Origin of the sequence: Kroppenstedtia guangzhouensis, assembly GCF_014637345.1 — a bacterium.
Taxonomy (GTDB): domain Bacteria; phylum Bacillota; class Bacilli; order Thermoactinomycetales; family DSM-45169; genus Kroppenstedtia; species Kroppenstedtia guangzhouensis.
Genome location: NZ_BMEX01000005.1, coordinates 298,950 through 317,566 on the forward strand (window position 1 = coordinate 298,950; position 18,617 = coordinate 317,566).

Here is an 18,617-nt window from a genome sequence, read left to right on the forward strand (position 1 = left end):
CCATCCGTTACACTTGGAATGACAAGTTCGCATCTTGAGTGGAACGGGGTGGGGTACAAGGATGGTCGGATGGAAGAGTAGAGTGCCGGTCATCATCATTTTATGTGTTCTGTTGATGTCGGTTTTGTCGCTTCTGCCTGCTGGGGAAGTTTTTGCCGACGGCCCACAGAAGGCTCCTTTAGATATTCAGGCCCGCTCTTACGTTTTGATGGAGATGGAGACGGGGCAGGTATTGGCCGGAAAAGGGGAGAAACGTCCCTATCCTCCGGCAAGTCTGACTAAAATCATGACAGAATATCTGGTGTTGGAGGAAGTGAAGTCGGGTCGGATCCGGTGGAATGACCCGGTGAAAATCAGTGAAAATGCAGCTTCCATTGGAGAGGCCCAAGTGAATCTCGTCGCCGGGGAGAAACGGACCGTGGAGGAATTGTTCCATGCCATGGCCATCCATTCGGCCAATGATGCCGCTGTCGCTCTGGCCGAGTACATCTCCGGCAGCGAGCGGGCCTTTGTGGGGAAGATGAATAAGGAAGCCAAGCGCCTTGGACTGAAAGAGACCCATTTTATCAACTGTACAGGTCTGCCGCGGCACAGTTATCCAGATCCTCCCCAGGTAAAGGGAGAGCATCGGATGTCCGCTAAGGACATCGCCCGGTTGACACGTCACCTTCTTCGGGATCATCCCCAGGTGATCCAGACCATTTCGCTTCCGGAATACATATTCCGTCAAGGGGAAAAACGGGAATTGATCCTGCCCAACTCCAACCGAATGTTACCGGGTTTATCTCACTTTTATGATGGTGTGGATGGAGTGAAAACAGGATATACTCGGGAAGCGGGTTATACTTTTACAGGTACGGCCAAACGGGATGATATGCGTCTGATCACGGTGGTGATGGGAACCGATTCCAAGAGTCGCCGGTTTATAGAAACGAAGAAACTGCTGGACTTCGGTTTTCAAAATTATAGGATGAAACCCCTGCTGAAGAAAGGAAAGTCCGTTCCAAGCCATAGCAAAGTCGCCCTCCATGGGGGAGTGGAGACAGAGGTGCCGGTTGTGGCGGCAGCCTCCCGTGCCCTCCCGGTTCGCAACGGGGAGAAAGCCCCATATACCCTTCGGGTGGACTTCAAGTCCGGACTGGAAGCCCCGATTCGCTCCGGAGATGTGGTTGGAACGGCTCGGATTCAGTTGAAAGGAAAGGATGTACCAGGGGTGCCGCCGGTTCCATTGAAAGCGGGCAAGGATGTAGAGAGAGCCGGTTGGTGGACTCTATTTTTCCGTTCCGTCACCGAGTGGTTCCGATAAGTGATTTTGTTGTCAATGACAGATCCTTTGGTTACAATGTTTCTAAATAGTGTCGGGGAAATGAAGGAGGAAACAACTCATGAAGGATCAACAGAGGGGCGGAGCGAGCCGGGGCACCCTCCAATTCCGGAAAGGCGGCGTCATCATGGATGTCGTCAACGCGGAACAGGCGAAAGTTGCTGAAGATGCGGGTGCCGTGGCGGTGATGGCTCTGGAACGGGTACCGGCGGATATCCGTGCGGCGGGTGGAGTGGCGCGAATGGCGGATCCGCGTATTATTGAAGAGGTGATAAAAGCGGTCTCCATTCCTGTCATGGCCAAGGCGCGGATCGGACACTTTGTGGAAGCACGCCTGTTGGAAGCGATGGGTGTTGATTACATCGATGAGAGCGAAGTGCTGACTCCGGCGGATGATAAATATCACATTGACAAGAACGAATTCACCACTCCTTTTGTATGCGGAGCCCGTGACCTCGGGGAAGCTTTGCGGAGGATCGGGGAAGGGGCTTCCATGATCCGGACCAAGGGGGAGCCGGGGACCGGAAACATTGTCGAAGCGGTCAAGCACATGCGTCAGATGATGTCCCAGATCCGCAAAGTTCAAAACATGTCCCGGGACGAACTGATGGCGGAAGCGAAAGCCATCGGTGCCCCCTATGAACTGTTGCGGCAAGTCCACGAAAAAGGACGTCTGCCTGTGGTCAACTTTGCCGCAGGGGGTGTGGCCACTCCGGCGGATGCGGCTTTGATGATGCAGTTGGGGTCTGATGGTGTCTTTGTCGGATCAGGGATCTTCAAATCGGACAGCCCGGCCAAGTTCGCCCGGGCCATCGTGGAAGCGGCCGCCCATTATGAAGATTTCGGCCGGATTGTTGAGTTGTCCAAGGGACTGGGAGCGGCGATGCCAGGGATTGAAATCTCCACCCTGGAAGCTTCCCAGCGAATGCAGGAGCGGGGCTGGTAACCGACGGAAAATTCCTTTTCGGAGAAGATCACCCAAAAGCAACGATGAGAATCAGTACCTGGCACAGGCGGCTCAGAGAGATGGTGGTTGGTGTGAACCGTCCCGTCGAGCCGGGGAATCCATCTCGGAGCTGCACGCGAAAAACGGACGATATGATCCGTGAAGCGCTGCCGGTCGGGCGGACCGTAATCCCCGCCGTGGAGAGGGCCGAAACCCGGTTTCGGCCAATGAGGGTGGCAACGCGGAACTTCCGTCCCTTGGGATGGGAGTTCTATTTTTTATGAGGAGGGTTCAGTTGATGTTGGATTTGAAGATGTTGCGACGGGATTTGGAGCAGGTGCGCAAGAGGTTGGAACATCGGGGAGAGGATATCAGCGGTCTGGACTCGGTGATCCGACTGGATGAACGTCGACGGGAGTTGTTGAGGGAAACGGAACAATTGAAAAACCGGCGCAATGTGGTATCCAAGGAGGTTGCACAGAAGAAGAAAGCGGGGGAAGAGGCAGAGGAGACCATCGCCGAGATGAGACGTGTGGGTGACCGGATCAAGGAACTGGATGAAGAAGTGCGTCAGGTGGAGCGGGAACTAGATCATGTGTTACTCACCTTGCCTAACCTGCCTCATGAGAGTGTCCCTATCGGCGAGAGCGAAGAGGATAATCAACCTGTCCGTCATTGGGGAGAAGTTCCCCAGTGGAACTTTGAACCGAAGCCCCATTGGGAGTTGGCGACGGAATTGGATATTCTCGATTTTGAGCGTGCTGGCAAGGTGACAGGATCCCGCTTTGTTTTTTACAAAGGAGTGGGTGCCCGACTGGAGCGGGCATTGTTCAACTACATGCTGGATTTTCACACGGAAAAGAACGGCTACACGGAGATGATCCCACCGTATATGGTGAATCGTGACAGCATGACCGGGACGGGGCAACTCCCCAAGTTCGCCGAAGATTCCTTTGCAGTGGCGGACACGGATTACTATTTGATTCCCACGGCGGAGGTGCCCGTGACCAACTTCCACAGGGGAGAGGTCTTGTCCGCCACGGAACTACCTGTCAAATACGCCGGATTCAGCGCCAATTTCCGTTCCGAGGCAGGTTCGGCGGGACGGGACACCCGGGGTCTGATCCGCACCCACCAGTTTAACAAGGTGGAACTGGTGAAATTGGTCAAACCGGAGGACTCCTATGATGAGTTGGAAAGCTTGGTTCAAAATGCGGAGATGGTGTTGCAGCAATTGGGCCTTCCTTATCGGGTCCTGCTGATGTGCACGGCAGATCTCGGATTCACCGCCGCCAAGAAATACGACCTGGAGGTTTGGCTTCCCAGCTCAAATACTTACCGGGAGATCTCTTCCTGCAGCAATTTTGAAGACTTCCAGGCCCGTCGGGCCAATATCCGCTTCCGCCGGGATGCCGGATCCAAACCGGAGTATGTCCATACCCTCAACGGATCGGGACTGGCGATTGGCCGAACTGTGGCCGCTCTGTTGGAAAATTATCAGGAGGAAGACGGCAGCATCCGTATCCCGGAGGTGTTGCGTCCCTATATGGGGGGACTGGAGAAAATCGAAAAAGCTTAAAGCTGGCAAGGAGGGCTGTCGTACGCAGCCCTCTTGACACAGACAGCGATCCACCTCTATAATGGTGATCTGATGGAGAATGTGGAGAGGTGGCCGAGTGGTTGAAGGCAGCGGTCTTGAAAACCGCCGTACCTTCGCGGGTACCGTGGGTTCGAATCCCACCCTCTCTGCCAAAAATAAGGGCTTTGGGCTTGATCGTCTGATGAGAAACAGACCATTTGCAACCCAATTGCAACCCTTTATTTAGATAAAGCATATGGTAGTCTGCAAACAAGAAGTTGTCCAATTTTTGGGCAGCTTCTTGTTGCATATTAGGCATCACGTAAGAATATGTGTCCATGGTGATCGTGATGGTGGAATGCCCTAAGCGCTCCGAAACGACCTTGGGATGGATCCCATTTGGAGTAATAATGTAGCATGAGTGTGTCGTAGATCATGAAAACGAACATGTGGCAGACTTATATCGATTGGCTTTCCGTTTTTTCTGGGGAAAATCAGATCGTGGTCATCATACGCTTTTCCAAGTTTCAAACGTTCTTTACCTTGATGTATTTTAATATGTTTCAGGTGATTGATAACAGAATGAGAAAGTGCTACGGTATGGAGACTTTTGTTTGTTTTGGTTGTTTCTCGGATTACTAATCCTTGACTTTCCATCTTAATCCGAAAATTTCTCCTCGTCTCATTCCGGTATTGAGTGTAAAATAAATTGTGTGTATATTATGAAAATAGGGGCACCGGGCCATTTCGGGAAAATTGTACGCTTAGACTCTTGGACACAATATTCATACAAAAGACTGTGTAAGGTTGAGAAGTTTTCGGGGCAATATTCTCAGTACCGACGGGACCAATATCATGGGAGCAAGCATTCAGATTCGATGGACCGATTTTTTCACTCAGGAAGCGGCGGAGAAGGTAGCCAAGTCTTTTGAATGGGTTCGACGGGACGAGGCAACAGACGAGATTCTATGCGGCGGAAACCTTCATATCTTCACTGAAAACGAATGGACCCCTGAGATCCGGTCCGAGATTAAGAAGCGGATAAAGAAACCCGGTAATGGGGATCCGGATCTGCAGGATCAATTGAACCTCGATACTAACAACCTTGGGACGGGTCAGGTGTAGGATGGATGCCGGCCCATATCAGTGTCGGCGTAATCAAAAACAACAACCTGAGTCAGGGAGCGACGATCACCTTGGGGGTGAATGTGGTTCAGAATCGCAATTCCACCAAGCAGAATATTGGAAATTTCGTAATCGGCGATGGGCACCAATCTTTGCCTACTGGTCAAGTGAACAACCTGGACAGTGATTTTCAGGATAGTCAAAGTATTGACTCCAATAACTATGCCGGAATCCAGGTGTAATCATCCTCTCCGCACCACTGTTCTCCCCCCTGCATAGAATGAGGTGGGCATTCGGCCATCCGGTCATCGTTGCAGGGCCGAATCAACATCTCCGTCTGGGGGGAATTCATCATGTGCGGGATCACCGGTTGGATCGATTGGAATCGGGACCTGAGCCGGGAACGACAAACGTTGGAAAGGATGAATCAGCAACTGACATGCGATGGACCGGACGGGGAGGGGATCTGGCAATCCCAACATGCAGGTCTGTGCCACCGGCAGTTGCTCGGTACCGACCCCGAAGTCTTCTCCCAACCGATGGTACGTCGATTCGGGAACAGGAATCTAATCATCACTTTTTACGGGAAACTGTTTGACACAGGGGATTTGTCCCGGGAATTGAAATCCCGAGGATACCCCGTGCATAGCCCTTCCGACCCGGAACTGGTCTTGGCAGCTTATGCAGAATGGGGGGATGCGGCTCCCGAACACCTGGACGGAATATTTGCTTTTGCAATTTGGGATGAAGGAGATCAAAGCCTGTTCATGGCCCGGGACCGGTTCGGGATCAAGCCTCTTTTTTATACTGAGAGAGCAGGGGGAATCTTGTTTGCTTCGAAGTTGAAGGCATTGTTGGTCCATCCTGAGGTGGCGCCGGAAGTGGATGGGGAGGGATTGGCAGAGGTGCTGGTGATGGGACCCTCCAGAACTCCCGGACATGGGGTTTTTAAAGGGATCAGGGAACTTTTGCCCGGTTATGTGCTCAGAGCGAACCAAAATGGCATCCGCCACCATTCCTACTGGAGGCTGGAGAGCCAACCCCATGCCGATGATTTGGAGACTACAGTGCGACGTGTTCGGGAATTGTTTATGGATGCGGTTCAGCGCCAGTTGGATTCTGATGTGCCTGTGGGAGCGATGTTGTCCGGAGGGCTCGACTCCAGTGCCATCTCCGCCTGTGTCGCTGAAATCCTCCATAAGGAGGAGAGGGGACAGCTGCAAACTTTTTCCTTGGATTACGTGGGAAACGACCGGTTTTTCCGGCCGAATGAATTCCAGCCCCATGCCGATGCTCCCTGGGTGAATCGAATGGTGGAAAGGATCGGCTCCCAACACAACGAAATCCTGATAGATACCCCGGACTTGGTGACGGCGCTGAAGGATGCCGTCATAGCCCGTGATTTGCCTGGAATGGCTGATGTGGATTCATCCATGATTCTGTTTTGCAGAGAGATCCAAAAGCAGGCGATGGTGGTCTTCTCTGGAGAATGTGCCGACGAGGTGTTCGGAGGATACCCTTGGTTCCACCGACGGGAACTGACCCACGCCGCCACCTTTCCCTGGGCCCGCCTGATTGGGGAGAGGATCGGATTTCTCTCACCGGAGGTGATTCAAAAGATACGACCTTCGGAGTATGTGGCGGATCGCTACCGAGAGGCTTTGTCCGAGGTCTCCCGGTTGCCGGGGGAGGATCCGGAGGAAGCGCGAATCCGGGAGATTTTCCATCTCAACTTGACCCGGTGGATGCCTACATTGGTCGATCGGTTGGACCGGATGAGTATGGCAGCCGGACTGGAAGTGCGGGTTCCCTTCTGTGACCATCGCTTGGTGGAATATATCTGGAATGTTCCCTGGTCCATGAAAAAGAGCGAAGGAAGGGAGAAAGGGCTGTTGCGAAAGGCGATGGCGGGCCTTCTGCCAGAGGATGTATTGTGGCGGAAGAAGAGTCCTTTTCCCAAGACTCACAACCCCGTCTACCTGGAACAGGTGGTGGATCAGGCGCTGGGGATCCTGAATGACGGAACATCACAGGTACTGGATCTTCTCAATATCGACGCCTGGCGCCGGTTTGCCGGTCAGGATTTGAAGGGGAGCCACTTTCCCTGGTTCGGCCAATTGATGAATGTTCCCCAGTGGTTCGCCTATCTGATTCAGTTGGATCAATGGATGAGAGAATATCGCGTGATCATCAAGTAATATTCCGGTTATCGCCGCCGCTAATAAATCGGCGGCATTTTTTTATGGGAAAAAATAAACGGAGTTTTTGTCGAACGGGTGTTAAATTACGAACATATGTTCTATAATTGAGACAAGGACTGAACCCGACCCACCTTCAAAAGGGGGCGATCTGATGGAAAAGTGGGTTCAATTGTTGGTGGCAGTTGTATCGTTGGTCCGAGTTCTTCTGGAGTTGCCGGAAACTCTGTTCAAATGGAAAAAGCAGCACCGGAAAAAGGGGCGCATCAAAGGCAGGCGCTGAGGCTTTAAAAGGGGCAGCCATCCGGGAGAGGGAGGGCTGCTCTTTCGGTGGGGGTTGCGTCCTATGACATCCATCTGATATGATATAGATTGAAATCATACGCCCGTAGCTCAGTGGATAGAGCAGTGGTTTCCTAAACCACGTGTCGGAGGTTCGATTCCTCTCGGGCGTGCCAGAACGGCAGAGCCTCCCTGTTCAAGGGGAGGCGTTTCTTTTGCTTGGAAAAAGCGGGGGAGGTTGGCTCATGCGCCCGGAAACCATTGAACAAATCTTTCAGTCGGCCGTCGAAGTTTTTGCTCACAGCGGTTTTGAGAGAGCCAAGATGGATGAGATCGCACGTCGTGCCGGGGTGGCCAAAGGAACGATCTATTATCATTTCAAGGGTAAGGAAGAGCTGTTTGTCGCCCTGATGAATGACGGTATGGAACGGATCATGGATCAACTGCGGCGACGGATGGAGGTGACGGAGGATCCAGTTCATCAATTGGAGGGTCTGTTGGAAGGATTGGTTGAATATCTTTACCATAACGGGACCTTTGCCAAATTGTTGATCAGTGAATCCTGGGGCTCCATTGAAAGGCAACATGAGTTTCGCGCCCGCCTTCGTGAATTGGTGGAACTGATCGAAGATGTGCTGGGCCGGGGGGGCGCCCGTGGATGTTTTCTTCCGGTAAAAGGGCACGATACGGCCGTGGCTATTTTTGGAGCGGCCAGTGTGGCCGTGTTGCAGGATCTTTTTCGCGATCCGGATGAAAAACCGGCCCCTGAAGAACGGATAGGCGAAATGGCGGATCACCTCAAACAATTGATCTACAAAGGCGTAGTGGCCTCCCGATCAGGAAAATAACCCTTTTCAAAAAGGAGTGTTCATTATATAATCCCTTTTGTACTGACCAGTCAGTTCATGTTCGTGGAAGAAGGAGGGGGTTTTTCTCCATGGGGTTGTGGCGAAAAAGGAGAAAGACAACACTTGCGCTAAATGAAATGATTTGGAAAGAGCGTAAGTTGATTGTGGTGATATTGGGTATCCTTTGTATCCCTCTTTTATATAGCGGAATTTACCTGACGGCCTTTTTTGATCCTTATGATCAGATGAAAAACCTGTCTGTGGCTGTTGTCAATGAAGATCAGGGAGCCAAGAACGACGGTGATAAGATTAATGTGGGAAAAGAATTGGTTGACCGTCTGAAGGATGACGATCAGTTCGGGTGGAAATTTGTGAACCGGTCGGAGATGGAGAATGGTTTGGAGAAAGGCAGATACCATCTGGCGGTGGTGATCCCGGAAGATTTCTCCCGTCACGCTACCAGTTTGAAAGATCCCAAGCCCCTGAAAGGTAAGCTTGAATATCGCGTGAACGAAGGAGCCAACTATCTCTCTTCCCAAATCGGTCAGCGGATGATCCAGGGATTGCAGGATCATGTAAGAGAAAAGTTGATTCACACCTATGCGGAAGCTCTTTTTGAGGAGATGGAGGAATCCGCTGATCAGTTGGATGAAGCGTCGGAGGGTGCCTCGGAACTGGCGGGGGCAACAGGAAGAGCGAAGAATGCAACTGGCCAGCTGGAGGAAGGGGCGATTCAACTGGTCTTTGGAGTGGACCGGTTGGACCAGGCCATCGGTAGCTTGACTGCTGGTGTCAGCGAACTGGTGAAAGGTCTGCACACTGCCGCAACCGGCGCGGATCAACTGAAGTCCGGGGCGGGCAAGTTGGACAGCGGCCTCGGTCAATTGGAATCGGGCATTGAAAAGGGAATGAAAGATTTGCCCCGTCTCAAAGAAGGAGCAGAACAGATCCGGGATGGAATCGGCCAATTCAAAGATATTATTCACAATCCGAAACTGGAACGGGGAGTGGGCGCGATCTCGGAGATTGCTCGCAAATTGCAGGGGCACAACAGTGAAGCGGATCGTCGCTTTGAACGGATGATTCAAAAATATCCCGAACTGGCCGATGACCCCGATGTGATTCAACTGAAGAGAACGCTGGACAACAGTCGAAGGGATCATTCTACCCTGTTGGATCGGGCGGCCCGTTTGGAACAGGATTTGAAACAGGCACAAAACGCCATCGATCGGATGTATGAGGGTCAGACCCAAGTGGTGGATGGAATCGGGGCGATTCAGAAGGGGATGGACCAGCAGCTGAAAGGTGTGAAGGAACTTCACTTTGGTGCCTCTCTCCTGTCCACAAAACTGGGAGAGCTGAAGGATGGCCTTGATAAGTTGGTTGCCGGCGGGGAAAAGCTGGATCAAGGCGTGGGACAGTTGTCGGAAGCCCCACGAAAACTGTCTGACGGTTTTTCCAAACTTTCCGCAGGATTAAAGGAACTGTCCCAAGGATTGGGTAAAATTTCCGATGAGCAAAACACCTTGGCTGACAAGTTGGCTGAAGGGGTGGATGCGGCGAGGGAGGCGCTGGCAGGAAAGGGTCTAAAGGCGGACCAGATGGCTGATCCCGTCCAGGTAGATAAAGATCGGGTGCATCCGATTCCCAACTATGCCACGGGTTTTGCCCCCTACTTCATCTCCCTGTCTCTCTGGGTGGGCGCGATGATTTTCTTTACCGTCATGGATCTGAAACGGCCGTTGCTCGGGAATGACAACCGGCCACTCTCAGGCCTGTCCGCCCTGTTGATGGGCAGCCTGCAGGCGTTGCTGCTCATTTGGGTCCTGATTCACTTGGTGGGGATTGAACCGGTGCATGAAGGCTGGCTGTACCTGTTTGCAGTGATTACAGGCATTGTGTTTACATCGATCAATCACCTCCTGGTCTCAGCCTTTAAGGATGTGGGACGCTTTATCGCGATTTTGCTTCTGATGTTTCAACTCACCTCCAGCTCAGGCACCTATACAGCGGATCTGCTTCCCTCCTTCTTCCAGGGGATCAGTCCTTTCTTGCCCATGACTTATTCGATTGAGGGGTTGCGGGCAGTTATCTCCACAGGGGATACGGCGGTGATCATGGATCAGGCTAAAATCCTGATCGGAATCGGCATCGCGGCTTGGCTGTTGCGCAAGCTGGCGGAATGGCTGTGGCGGACCCTGCCTGGCAAGCTGAAATCGAAGACTGCAGTTGACAACGGATAAGCACCGAAACGGGATGGTGATAATGGTCCTCTGAACGGAGAAAAACCCGCCCGTCTCCTGCAGGGAAGGAGACGGGCGGGTTTTGATTATTTCCCATTAAAAAGTGGCACGCAGTCTTTGTTGGCCGAGCATTGAGTAGGTCCTGGAGCAAAAGGACACAATTTTAGTAAACCATGTGGGAAGGAAGAAGAAATGTTGAGATATGTAACAGGATTGTTGATTAAGTTTGTAATGACTGTCGTCATTTCATGGTTGGTTTTGGGAGCCTTCTTTGGAATTTCCTTTCCAGCCATACTGACTGCAAGTGTGGTATTGACCGGTGTTTCGTTTTTAATCGGAGATTTGCTGATCCTGCCCAAATTCGGAAATGCGGTGGCGACGATCGCTGATCTGGGTCTTGTGTGGCTGGGAATCTGGGTTTTGGGTTCTTTTCTGTTTGAACAAGCGGTATCGTTGGGAGCTGCCTCTTTCATGTCAGCTTTCTTTATCGCGATTGGAGAAATATTGTTCCACAAGTATATGAAGAATCAAGTTTTAATGGATCCTGCGGGGGCTGTCGATTAGCCGGAAAATCGGTGTTGGAAAGGTGTCACAGCGAGACTGGGAGCGAAATGACGTTGGGAGAAACTTGTGTTCCATGGGGGTAAACAGCTCTGGTAAAAACATGATTCTAAAAACCCGAGGCTCATCGACATACTTGATAAATCGTTGATGACTGGAATTGACGAGGGAATGCCCCCGTCTATTTTTTTGGGAGACAAAACGTAACTGTTACGATTTACAAAGAGGCGGAGTTCAGATATAATAACTTGGTAACCTGCAACAATAAGGAGGGGGTCCGCTGTTGATCGTGGATCGACGCGGGCGAGGATATGACGGAATCTGTACTGAAAATGGAACGGATCCATTTTTCATATAGTCGCCACCCAGTACTGAAGGGAGTAAACCTGACGCTGAGGTCCGGAGAATTCCTGGCAGTGGCTGGTCCCAACGGTTCGGGGAAATCGACATTGGTCAAGTTGGCCTTCGGTTCCATCCAACCGGATTCAGGAAGTATCTTTCTGTTTGGAAAACCGGTGAGCCGGTTTAAGGAGTGGTCCCGGATCGGCTATGTTTCCCAAAAGGCCAACAGCTTCAATCTTGATTTTCCAGCCACAGTCAGGGAAGTGGTGGCTTCGGGACTTTACGGGAAGCTGGGGCTCTTGCGGCGGATGAAGAGACAACACTGGTTGCGTGTGGAAGAAGCGATTCATCAGGTCGGCCTCAGTGCTCTGGCCGGTCAGCGGATCGGCCACCTCTCCGGCGGTCAGCAACAACGAACTTTTATCGCCAGAGCGCTGGTGAGTGATCCGGATCTCATGATCCTCGATGAGCCCACCGTCGGGGTGGACTCCCGCTCTGCCCAAGATTTTCACCGCTTGCTGGGTCGCCTTCACCGGGAAAAGGGTCTCTCTCTTTTATTGATCACCCATGATCTCCAAGCGGTGACCGATGTGGTGGATCGGGTGGTCTGGTTGGACCGGGGGCACTTTGTTGCTGAGGAGGATGCCGGTCCACCGGTCTGGGAGGAGGAAGACCGGATCCTGATGGCGTCCGGTGACGTTGCAGGGAAAGAGATCCGGGAGGGAGGGGTGGATGCGAAATCGGCGCATCCTCTGTTATGATGGACATGATTCTTCATTATGAATTTATGCAACGGGCGCTCATCGCCGGACTGATCATCGGGGGGATTGCTCCGATGGTCGGACTTTTCCTGGTGGTGAGAAGACTCTCCCTGATCGCCGATGCCCTGGCCCATGTCACTTTGTCCGGAGTGGCGGCGGGTCTCCTGTTGCAAAAGCATGTTCCCTTATTCCAGTCGTGGAATCCGTTATATATGGGGATGGGATTTTCGGCGGGGGCAGCCCTTTTTGTTGAGCGTTTTCGCCATTTGCATCGCTCTTACCAGGAACTGGCGATACCGGTGATTCTCTCCGGCGGGGTGGGTCTCGGAGTGGTGTTGATCAGCGCCGCCGACGGGTTCAATGTGGATGTGGCGGGTTATCTTTTTGGCAGTATTTTGGCTGTGGACAAGTCCGATCTGATGGCGATCATCTCGGCGGGCATGTTGGCGACGGTGATGGTGATTCTTTTTTACAAAGAGTTGTTTGTACTCTCCTTCGATGAAGAGGCTGCGGTGTTTTCAGGGGTGCCCCGCCGCCGGATCCTTCTCCTCTTCAGCCTGGTGACGGCACTGGTGATTACTGCTTCCATCCGTGTCGTCGGCATTCTGTTGGTTTCGGGGTTGGTCACTTTGCCGGTGGCCGCCGGTATGCAATTGGCATCCAGCTTTCGGCAGGCTTTGTTCTTGTCGGTGCTTCTCGCCGAGATTTCCGTTTTAAGTGGATTGGTGGCCGCTTTTTATCTGGATTGGGCGTCGGGAGGGACCATCATTCTCGTCTCCATCCTGATCCTGCTGCTGGTGACGGGAGGAAAACGACTGTTTCGGAGCTTGGCCAAGGGAAGAAAGATTTAGGAGGGATAAGCGGTGGATCTGGAACGGGCTTTGGACACATTAAAATCCCAAGGATACAAATTCACTGGAAAACGGGAACGAATGGTTCAGATCTTCAACAGGGAAAACCGGTATCTGACTGCAAAACAGATCCTGGAGGAAATGCAGGGGGAGTATCCGGGGTTGAGTGTGGATACGGTTTACCGGAATTTGTCCCTGTTTGAGAGATTGGGGATTGTGGAAGGGACCGAATGGGAAGGGGAGCGCCGCTATCGCTTCCACTGCGGTGGGGATCAACATCACCACCATTTGATCTGCAAGGAATGTGGCAAGACCCGTCAACTTAACGTCTGTCCCATGAATGCCATCCTCGGGGAGCCTGATGGTTTCACCATCACCGATCATAAATTTGAGATCTTCGGATTTTGTCAGGATTGCGGTTCCGGTCAGAAAGAATTGCAGAGCAAAGCGTGAGGCGGTGTCGGTATGAGTTATGATCGGTGGATGAAGGAAGCGATCCGCGAAGCCGGGGAAGCGGAAGCAAAGGGAGAAGTGCCGATTGGAGCTGTCTTGGTTCGGGAGGGGGAGATCATCGGTCGGGGGCATAATCTGCGGGAAAGCCATCAGGACCCCACCGCCCACGCGGAGATGATCGCCATCCGGGAAGCCGCCCGCCTCCTGGGCGGATGGAGACTGGCGGGATGTGAGTTGTATGTCACCCTGGAACCTTGCCCCATGTGCGCAGGTGCCATCCTCTTGTCCCGATTGGACACCCTGGTCTACGGTGCGTATGACCCCAAGGGCGGCTGTGCCGGTACCCTGATGAATCTTCCCCGGGATGATCGCTTCAACCATCAGGTGGAAGTGGTGGGGGGAATTTTGGAACAGGAATGCGGGGAATTACTGAGAGGATTTTTCCGTAAACTCAGGGAGCAAAGGAAGTGAAGTCGGAAAGGGGTCCACAGGAAGCCTCTTGACTTCGGCGTTCTTTTCGACTATGATAATAAATTGTCAGGCATTATGGAGAGGTGTCCGAGTGGTTGAAGGAGGCGGTCTCGAAAACCGTTGTGCGGGTTCTCCCCGTACCGTGGGTTCGAATCCCACCCTCTCCGCCATATCAAGGGTTTTTGGGGCTATCCAACGGATAAGAAATTGACCGTTTGCAACCCATTTGCAACCCTTCACCTGACTAAAGCGTATTCTTGCTACCAAAGAGGAAGTTGTCCAGTTTTTGGGCAGCTTCTTTTTGCATATTGGGCATTACATGGGAATAAGTGTCCATGGTGATCGTGATAGTTGAATGTCCCAAACGTTCGGATACAACCTTCGGATGCTCTCCTTGCTGAAGTAATAAAGTGGCATGAGTATGACGCAAATCATGAAACCTTATATGAGGTAATTTCATCCTCTTGATTAGACGGCCAAACTCTCGGGAAAGATAATCGATATTAATGGGAGTACCGTCAGAATTAGCGAAAATAAGATCATGATCTTGATACAGTGGCCCACAACTTATTTTCTCTTGAGCTTGTCGCTTTTTAATCCTATTAAGCATATGTATGACTGAATCGGAAACGGCGATGGACCGACGACTGCCATCTGTTTTAGTTGTATCCCGGAAAACAAGCCCTTTATTTTTTATTCTTTGAATGGTTTGTCGAACGCTGATGGTACGATTCGCAAAATCAATATCTTTCCACCTTAACCCAAATATCTCACCTCGACGCATTCCGGTATTGATTGCAAAAAAGATTTGTTCATAATACGGAGTGTTTTTTGTTGCGGATAAAAGTTGATGAACCTGTTCTCTACTAAGTGTGTTAATCTGTTTCCTTTGAGGTTTTGGGGGAGTAACAGACTTCGCTGGATTCATAGGGATCACTTGCCACTTTACGGCTTGATCTAAGGCTTGATGGAGAATCCGATGATGATGAAGTACAGATCGGGGAGACAGCCCCCCAGAACCATCCTTTCTCCCTTTAGCCAATTTTTCTGAGTAGTATCCCTGAATATGCATTGGTTTGAGTTTGTCCATCGGAATGTCCCCGATTTGAGGAATTATGTGCTGTGTGATCATATACTCATAACCTTGATATGTTCGTGGAGCCGTATTTAGCTCAGCATAATCTTTAAGCCAGCGATTAAGATACTCCCCAAGTGTAATTTTAGAAGGCTCTACATAGGTGCCAGACTCAATTTGATGCAGTTTTTGGTTTAGGAAGCTTTGAGCTTCTTTCTTTGTTTTAAACCCACTGAACCATTTCCTATTTCGTGAACCGTCCGCTTTTTTTCCAATGTCCAAAACGATCGCCCACTTGCTACCTCTTTTTCTTATGTGTCCCCTCAACGATATCCCTCCCGTTAAAACTCTCGCTTAAACGAAAGTTTTAAATTACCTTTTTCTTCAACAAAGCATCTTCCCTTTGTCTGTAATCTCTTAAGCAACTCCATGAACAAAAATGTTTTTCTTCAAGGCTGTAAGCAGTTTTGTCGATCATAGTTACCCAAGATTCCGGGAAATCAAGGTTCTCAACTTCTTTCTCGCACTCATCACAAATATACTTGATCAATCTTTTTAATTCCCCTTTTAATTGTGCGAATTTCAAACGGAAATGAATGGTTTCTTCCAAAACATCAAAGTAGTCAGCGAGATCCCAAGGATTCGTGATCCCTTTTGAGTATGCTTTTTGTAGCTCATCAAGGGGAATCAATGTTTCTACAGCCCACCGAAGGGCCTTTTCTTCACAGCGACTGACATTCAATCGATTTCTATAACGGTAGTGGTGCTGAGTTGTGAATCTACCTGCCGATGTATAATGGTGTCCTAATTCTTCAGCGAGAATTGATCGAGTTGCTTTTTTATCGTTTTGGATTTCTTCACACAATCCGATCACCGCTTGTCCGCTATTGGTACACCAGTAGTATCCCAAAAGAGGGGGACGGAAAGGAAACCAGTCAACAATGATTCCTTCCTCTTGCGCAAGGTCGAAAAGATTTAGATTTGCTAGCATGTATCCTCCTTAGATGTCTTTGGGGATCATATGTTCCTATTGTATAACAATCTGGATATCCGTGCAATTTTATGACAAAAAGAAATACGGCATTATTCAATACCGTATTTCTGCCGAATAAACTCCTTGAATTTTTCGATGTCTTCACGAGCTTGTTGTGGAAGATCGTCCATTGGATCGTCTGTACGGTGAGCAGCTTCCGTTTCAAATTGGCTAGGTACATTAGTACGTCCTAATAGGTAATCGGCTGAGACGTTAAAAAAGTCAGCTATCTCTTTAATTGCGGTCATTTCAGGTTCATAAGTATTTGATTCCCATTTTGAAATGGTTGTGTTATCAACCCCCAATACTTTAGCTAGTTCCGCCTGCGTGATCTTTCTTTTTTTCCGAAGTTCTTTAAGGCGTTGGCCAAAAGACATTTAATTCGTCCTCCGTTATTTTGCTGTTTCATCAAATTCATCTTACCACGTTATATATTGTACCAATAAACAGTTGATCAAATAGCAAATTGGTTGTTGACATTTGAGCTATGATCAAATAAACTGAGATCAAGAAGTTGAGGAAAGCTCAAGAAAGGAGGATTCGTTCGTGAGACAACTATTTCTCAACCTGAAGGCATTATCCAACTACAGGTCAAAAAAAAGGATTTCGATGCGAGAAATGGCTGAAGCGCTTGGGCTAAAAACTCCAGGGGGGTATGCAAGAATCGAATCTGGAAATGTCAAATTGAAAGCAGAACATCTGCCGATAATAGCGAAAATGTTGGGTTTGACGATCGTTCAATTGGTTACCCTTCTTTTTTATGAGGATGATGTTGAGGAAACATCAAGTAAAACGCCGAAAAAGATAACTGCCTAAAAAAGGGGGAGGAACATGTCTGCGCCATTTGCGTTGATCCAAGCTCAAGAAGAAGCAGACTTTCGTATCTCAGCCAAGGATATCGTTCGATTACTCACTGCACTACAACAAAACCAATTGCCTGAAGTTTTACACGTAGATGATGTTGAACGAATCTTGCGGGTTAGTCACTATACAGCCCTGGAGTTGATGAAAAAGAAAGAGTTTCCGTCCTTGAAACTGGGCCGGTCCCACAAGATTCCACGCGATGAGTTTTTACGCTGGTTGTCAGAGTCGGCGCAAAGCAAAGCCATGATCTCGATTACCTAGTTTCAATTTCTCATAGGTACATTAAAGCTCTTTTGACAGGGGGGGATGGTATGACAAAGTTCTTTACTCATGTGGAGCAAGCTTGGCCACTTCTTGAGGAAGAGCGGCAAGAGGAGCTGAAAGGAGATGAAGAGGACCAACGGCGGCCACCGTTTGGACCTCTGTTCAAAAAGTTGATCGGTAGTGATTGAGGAAATCCGATTTAAGTTTACCGATTCGGCAAGCTGAAAGCAACAGGGCATCCCGCCCTGGATTCAGATTCCGGTATTGTCCGGAACCTGAATCGAAGGCGGGAAACCGCCTCAATCTTGCACCTTGAAAATTGGATAGCGCGGAACCGATCAAGGAAGCACGGGAGCAGAAGCTCCGTGAGCGCGACGACCCGGGTCACCGGCGAGCGGGACGCATTACGCGGACAGCGGGCGGACCGGATCGGGGACGGCACCGGCATTCATCTGCCGGGACGGTTCACCCAAAAGTGGGTGAACGGTCCGGGCGGATGGGAGCCCACACCGGGTAACCCCCGGACCACTATCGAAAAGGAGTCGACATGGGATGGGAAAATGCACGGGCAGAAGAAATCGGACGACTCCGTGTTGAGATCCAGTCATTAAAAGGATTGCAAAATAAGGCGGCAGAGCTGGCGGACGCAATCGATGACCACGGATTCAAGGATGAAGTGAGTTCACTGCATGAAATGCTGGTGATGTTTGGAGCACTCATGAGGGTGAACACCGCCGACCGACGGCAAAAATTGAAGAGCTTGAAGGAGGAGGAAGAGTGAAACAAAAACGCCGGTACGGCTTCCATCAGCGGATTCTGGATCTGATCAAACAGGGTGAAGAGGTTCACTCAAGGGCAATGGGCCGGTGGGGGCGAGTTACGGGTGGTGTGGCGGGTATCAATGACCCCAACTATCCGGCGGTGCTCCGCATCAAGTCCGTCCGTGGTGGCATTGAGTGTGTAACCTGCTTTGAAGTTGGTGATCGGGTTGAACTGGTCTATGAGGACGGAAAATGGTGGATCGTGAACTCGTGGGAGGTGGAGAGCAATGGGAACGATCACACGGGAGACCCGGCGGCAAGCGTATGATTCGGTTCTGAAAACGCTGGAGACCCGTCAGGCGGTAGTCTTGCGAGAGCTTCGGAAATGCCCTCGGTTGACGGCCAACGAGCTAGCTGTCCGGCTGTGGAACAGCGGAGTCATTCCAATGCCGGAGAGGAACCGGGTGCACCCCCGGCTGAATGAGTTGGTTGAAGCTGGGGAAGTGGCAGTGACCGGGAAGCGAACCTGTAGTATCTCCGGAAAGAAATGTGCGGTGTATGAACCAGTAGATACAAGATCCATACAAGGATCACTTTTCTAGATGGGGCGGTCACAATTGCTTACGTAGAAGGGAA

Annotated in this window: 23 protein-coding genes, 3 tRNA genes and 1 other annotated feature; of the genes, 23 read left to right on the forward strand and 3 right to left on the reverse strand. The window is 50.7% G+C overall.

The window, feature by feature from the left end; all coding sequences use genetic code 11:
- Positions 1–61 precede the first annotated feature (61 nt).
- The 17 genes from IEV46_RS09730 (at position 62) to IEV46_RS09805 (ending at position 14,154) form a co-directional block, all read left to right on the forward strand.
- Complete coding sequence (locus IEV46_RS09730) at positions 62–1,306, forward strand: D-alanyl-D-alanine carboxypeptidase family protein (RefSeq protein ID WP_188432405.1); 1,245 nt, start codon at positions 62–64, stop codon at positions 1,304–1,306.
- Between the two features lie 79 nt (positions 1,307–1,385).
- On the forward strand, positions 1,386–2,270 hold the full coding sequence (gene pdxS, locus IEV46_RS09735; RefSeq protein WP_188432406.1) for a pyridoxal 5'-phosphate synthase lyase subunit PdxS: 885 nt from the start codon (positions 1,386–1,388) through the stop codon (positions 2,268–2,270).
- Positions 2,271–2,302: 32 nt separating this feature from the next.
- Positions 2,303–2,531 (forward strand) — a binding site (T-box leader).
- A 37-nt stretch (positions 2,532–2,568) separates the two neighbouring features.
- Positions 2,569–3,849 (forward strand): serine--tRNA ligase, encoded by a 1,281-nt coding sequence (serS, locus tag IEV46_RS09740; protein ID WP_188432407.1) that lies wholly within the window; start codon positions 2,569–2,571, stop codon positions 3,847–3,849.
- A gap of 83 nt (positions 3,850–3,932) precedes the next feature.
- Positions 3,933–4,022 (forward strand) — tRNA-Ser (locus IEV46_RS09745).
- A gap of 634 nt (positions 4,023–4,656) precedes the next feature.
- Positions 4,657–4,974, forward strand: a complete 318-nt coding sequence (locus tag IEV46_RS09750; RefSeq protein WP_188432408.1) for a hypothetical protein — start codon at positions 4,657–4,659, stop codon at positions 4,972–4,974.
- A 5-nt stretch (positions 4,975–4,979) separates the two neighbouring features.
- Complete coding sequence (locus IEV46_RS09755) at positions 4,980–5,216, forward strand: hypothetical protein (protein ID WP_188432409.1); 237 nt, start codon at positions 4,980–4,982, stop codon at positions 5,214–5,216.
- A gap of 111 nt (positions 5,217–5,327) precedes the next feature.
- Positions 5,328–7,172 (forward strand): asparagine synthase (glutamine-hydrolyzing), encoded by a 1,845-nt coding sequence (asnB, locus tag IEV46_RS09760; protein ID WP_188432410.1) that lies wholly within the window; start codon positions 5,328–5,330, stop codon positions 7,170–7,172.
- 154 nt (positions 7,173–7,326) lie between these two features.
- The gene (locus tag IEV46_RS18350; protein ID WP_268235887.1) at positions 7,327–7,455 is read left to right on the forward strand and encodes a hypothetical protein; all 129 of its coding nucleotides are present in this window, start codon (positions 7,327–7,329) and stop codon (positions 7,453–7,455) included.
- Positions 7,456–7,554: 99 nt separating this feature from the next.
- A tRNA-Arg gene (locus IEV46_RS09765) sits at positions 7,555–7,630 on the forward strand.
- 69 nt (positions 7,631–7,699) lie between these two features.
- Positions 7,700–8,302: a TetR/AcrR family transcriptional regulator gene (locus tag IEV46_RS09770; protein WP_188432411.1), complete on the forward strand. Its 603-nt coding sequence runs from the start codon at positions 7,700–7,702 to the stop codon at positions 8,300–8,302.
- An 89-nt stretch (positions 8,303–8,391) separates the two neighbouring features.
- A complete protein-coding gene (locus IEV46_RS09775) occupies positions 8,392–10,545 on the forward strand; it encodes a YhgE/Pip domain-containing protein (RefSeq protein WP_188432412.1) in 2,154 nt (717 codons plus the stop codon).
- Positions 10,546–10,737: 192 nt separating this feature from the next.
- Positions 10,738–11,109: a YndM family protein gene (locus IEV46_RS09780; protein WP_188432413.1), complete on the forward strand. Its 372-nt coding sequence runs from the start codon at positions 10,738–10,740 to the stop codon at positions 11,107–11,109.
- A 308-nt stretch (positions 11,110–11,417) separates the two neighbouring features.
- Positions 11,418–12,209, forward strand: a complete 792-nt coding sequence (locus IEV46_RS09785) for a metal ABC transporter ATP-binding protein (protein WP_188432414.1) — start codon at positions 11,418–11,420, stop codon at positions 12,207–12,209.
- Positions 12,206–13,060 carry a metal ABC transporter permease gene (locus tag IEV46_RS09790; protein WP_188432415.1) on the forward strand — a complete coding sequence of 285 codons (855 nt, stop codon included), beginning with the start codon at positions 12,206–12,208 and terminating at the stop codon, positions 13,058–13,060. The genes IEV46_RS09785 and IEV46_RS09790 overlap by 4 nt, the downstream gene beginning before the upstream one ends.
- A gap of 12 nt (positions 13,061–13,072) precedes the next feature.
- Entirely contained in the window at positions 13,073–13,513 is a 441-nt protein-coding gene (locus IEV46_RS09795) for a Fur family transcriptional regulator (RefSeq protein ID WP_188432416.1), read from the forward strand.
- A gap of 12 nt (positions 13,514–13,525) precedes the next feature.
- Complete coding sequence (gene tadA, locus IEV46_RS09800) at positions 13,526–13,984, forward strand: tRNA adenosine(34) deaminase TadA (protein WP_188432417.1); 459 nt, start codon at positions 13,526–13,528, stop codon at positions 13,982–13,984.
- Between the two features lie 77 nt (positions 13,985–14,061).
- Positions 14,062–14,154 (forward strand) — tRNA-Ser (locus IEV46_RS09805).
- Positions 14,155–14,228: 74 nt separating this feature from the next.
- On the opposite strand, the gene IEV46_RS09810 is transcribed toward IEV46_RS09805, so the two are convergent.
- The 3 genes from IEV46_RS09810 to IEV46_RS09820 form a co-directional block, all read right to left on the reverse strand.
- Positions 14,229–15,386: a site-specific integrase gene (locus IEV46_RS09810; protein ID WP_188432418.1), complete on the reverse strand. Its 1,158-nt coding sequence runs from the start codon at positions 15,384–15,386 to the stop codon at positions 14,229–14,231.
- A 40-nt stretch (positions 15,387–15,426) separates the two neighbouring features.
- Complete coding sequence (locus IEV46_RS09815) at positions 15,427–16,050, reverse strand: ImmA/IrrE family metallo-endopeptidase (protein WP_009710611.1); 624 nt, start codon at positions 16,048–16,050, stop codon at positions 15,427–15,429.
- A gap of 92 nt (positions 16,051–16,142) precedes the next feature.
- The gene (locus tag IEV46_RS09820; protein WP_009710612.1) at positions 16,143–16,469 is read right to left on the reverse strand and encodes a helix-turn-helix domain-containing protein; all 327 of its coding nucleotides are present in this window, start codon (positions 16,467–16,469) and stop codon (positions 16,143–16,145) included.
- A gap of 169 nt (positions 16,470–16,638) precedes the next feature.
- On the opposite strand from IEV46_RS09820, the gene IEV46_RS09825 reads away from it, so the two are divergent.
- From IEV46_RS09825 to IEV46_RS09850, 6 genes are all read left to right on the forward strand, one after another.
- A complete protein-coding gene (locus IEV46_RS09825) occupies positions 16,639–16,908 on the forward strand; it encodes a helix-turn-helix domain-containing protein (RefSeq protein WP_052528783.1) in 270 nt (89 codons plus the stop codon).
- Positions 16,909–16,923: 15 nt separating this feature from the next.
- Positions 16,924–17,217 carry a helix-turn-helix domain-containing protein gene (locus IEV46_RS09830; RefSeq protein WP_009710614.1) on the forward strand — a complete coding sequence of 98 codons (294 nt, stop codon included), beginning with the start codon at positions 16,924–16,926 and terminating at the stop codon, positions 17,215–17,217.
- Between the two features lie 50 nt (positions 17,218–17,267).
- The gene (locus tag IEV46_RS09835; RefSeq protein WP_188432419.1) at positions 17,268–17,408 is read left to right on the forward strand and encodes a hypothetical protein; all 141 of its coding nucleotides are present in this window, start codon (positions 17,268–17,270) and stop codon (positions 17,406–17,408) included.
- A gap of 177 nt (positions 17,409–17,585) precedes the next feature.
- The gene (locus IEV46_RS09840) at positions 17,586–17,831 is read left to right on the forward strand and encodes a hypothetical protein (RefSeq protein ID WP_009710615.1); all 246 of its coding nucleotides are present in this window, start codon (positions 17,586–17,588) and stop codon (positions 17,829–17,831) included.
- A 166-nt stretch (positions 17,832–17,997) separates the two neighbouring features.
- Positions 17,998–18,309, forward strand: coding sequence for an SH3 domain-containing protein (locus tag IEV46_RS09845; RefSeq protein WP_009710617.1), 312 nt, complete (start codon positions 17,998–18,000; stop codon positions 18,307–18,309).
- Complete coding sequence (locus tag IEV46_RS09850; RefSeq protein WP_040387537.1) at positions 18,269–18,583, forward strand: hypothetical protein; 315 nt, start codon at positions 18,269–18,271, stop codon at positions 18,581–18,583. Before IEV46_RS09845 ends, IEV46_RS09850 begins: the two co-directional genes overlap by 41 nt.
- Positions 18,584–18,617: the final 34 nt, after the last annotated feature.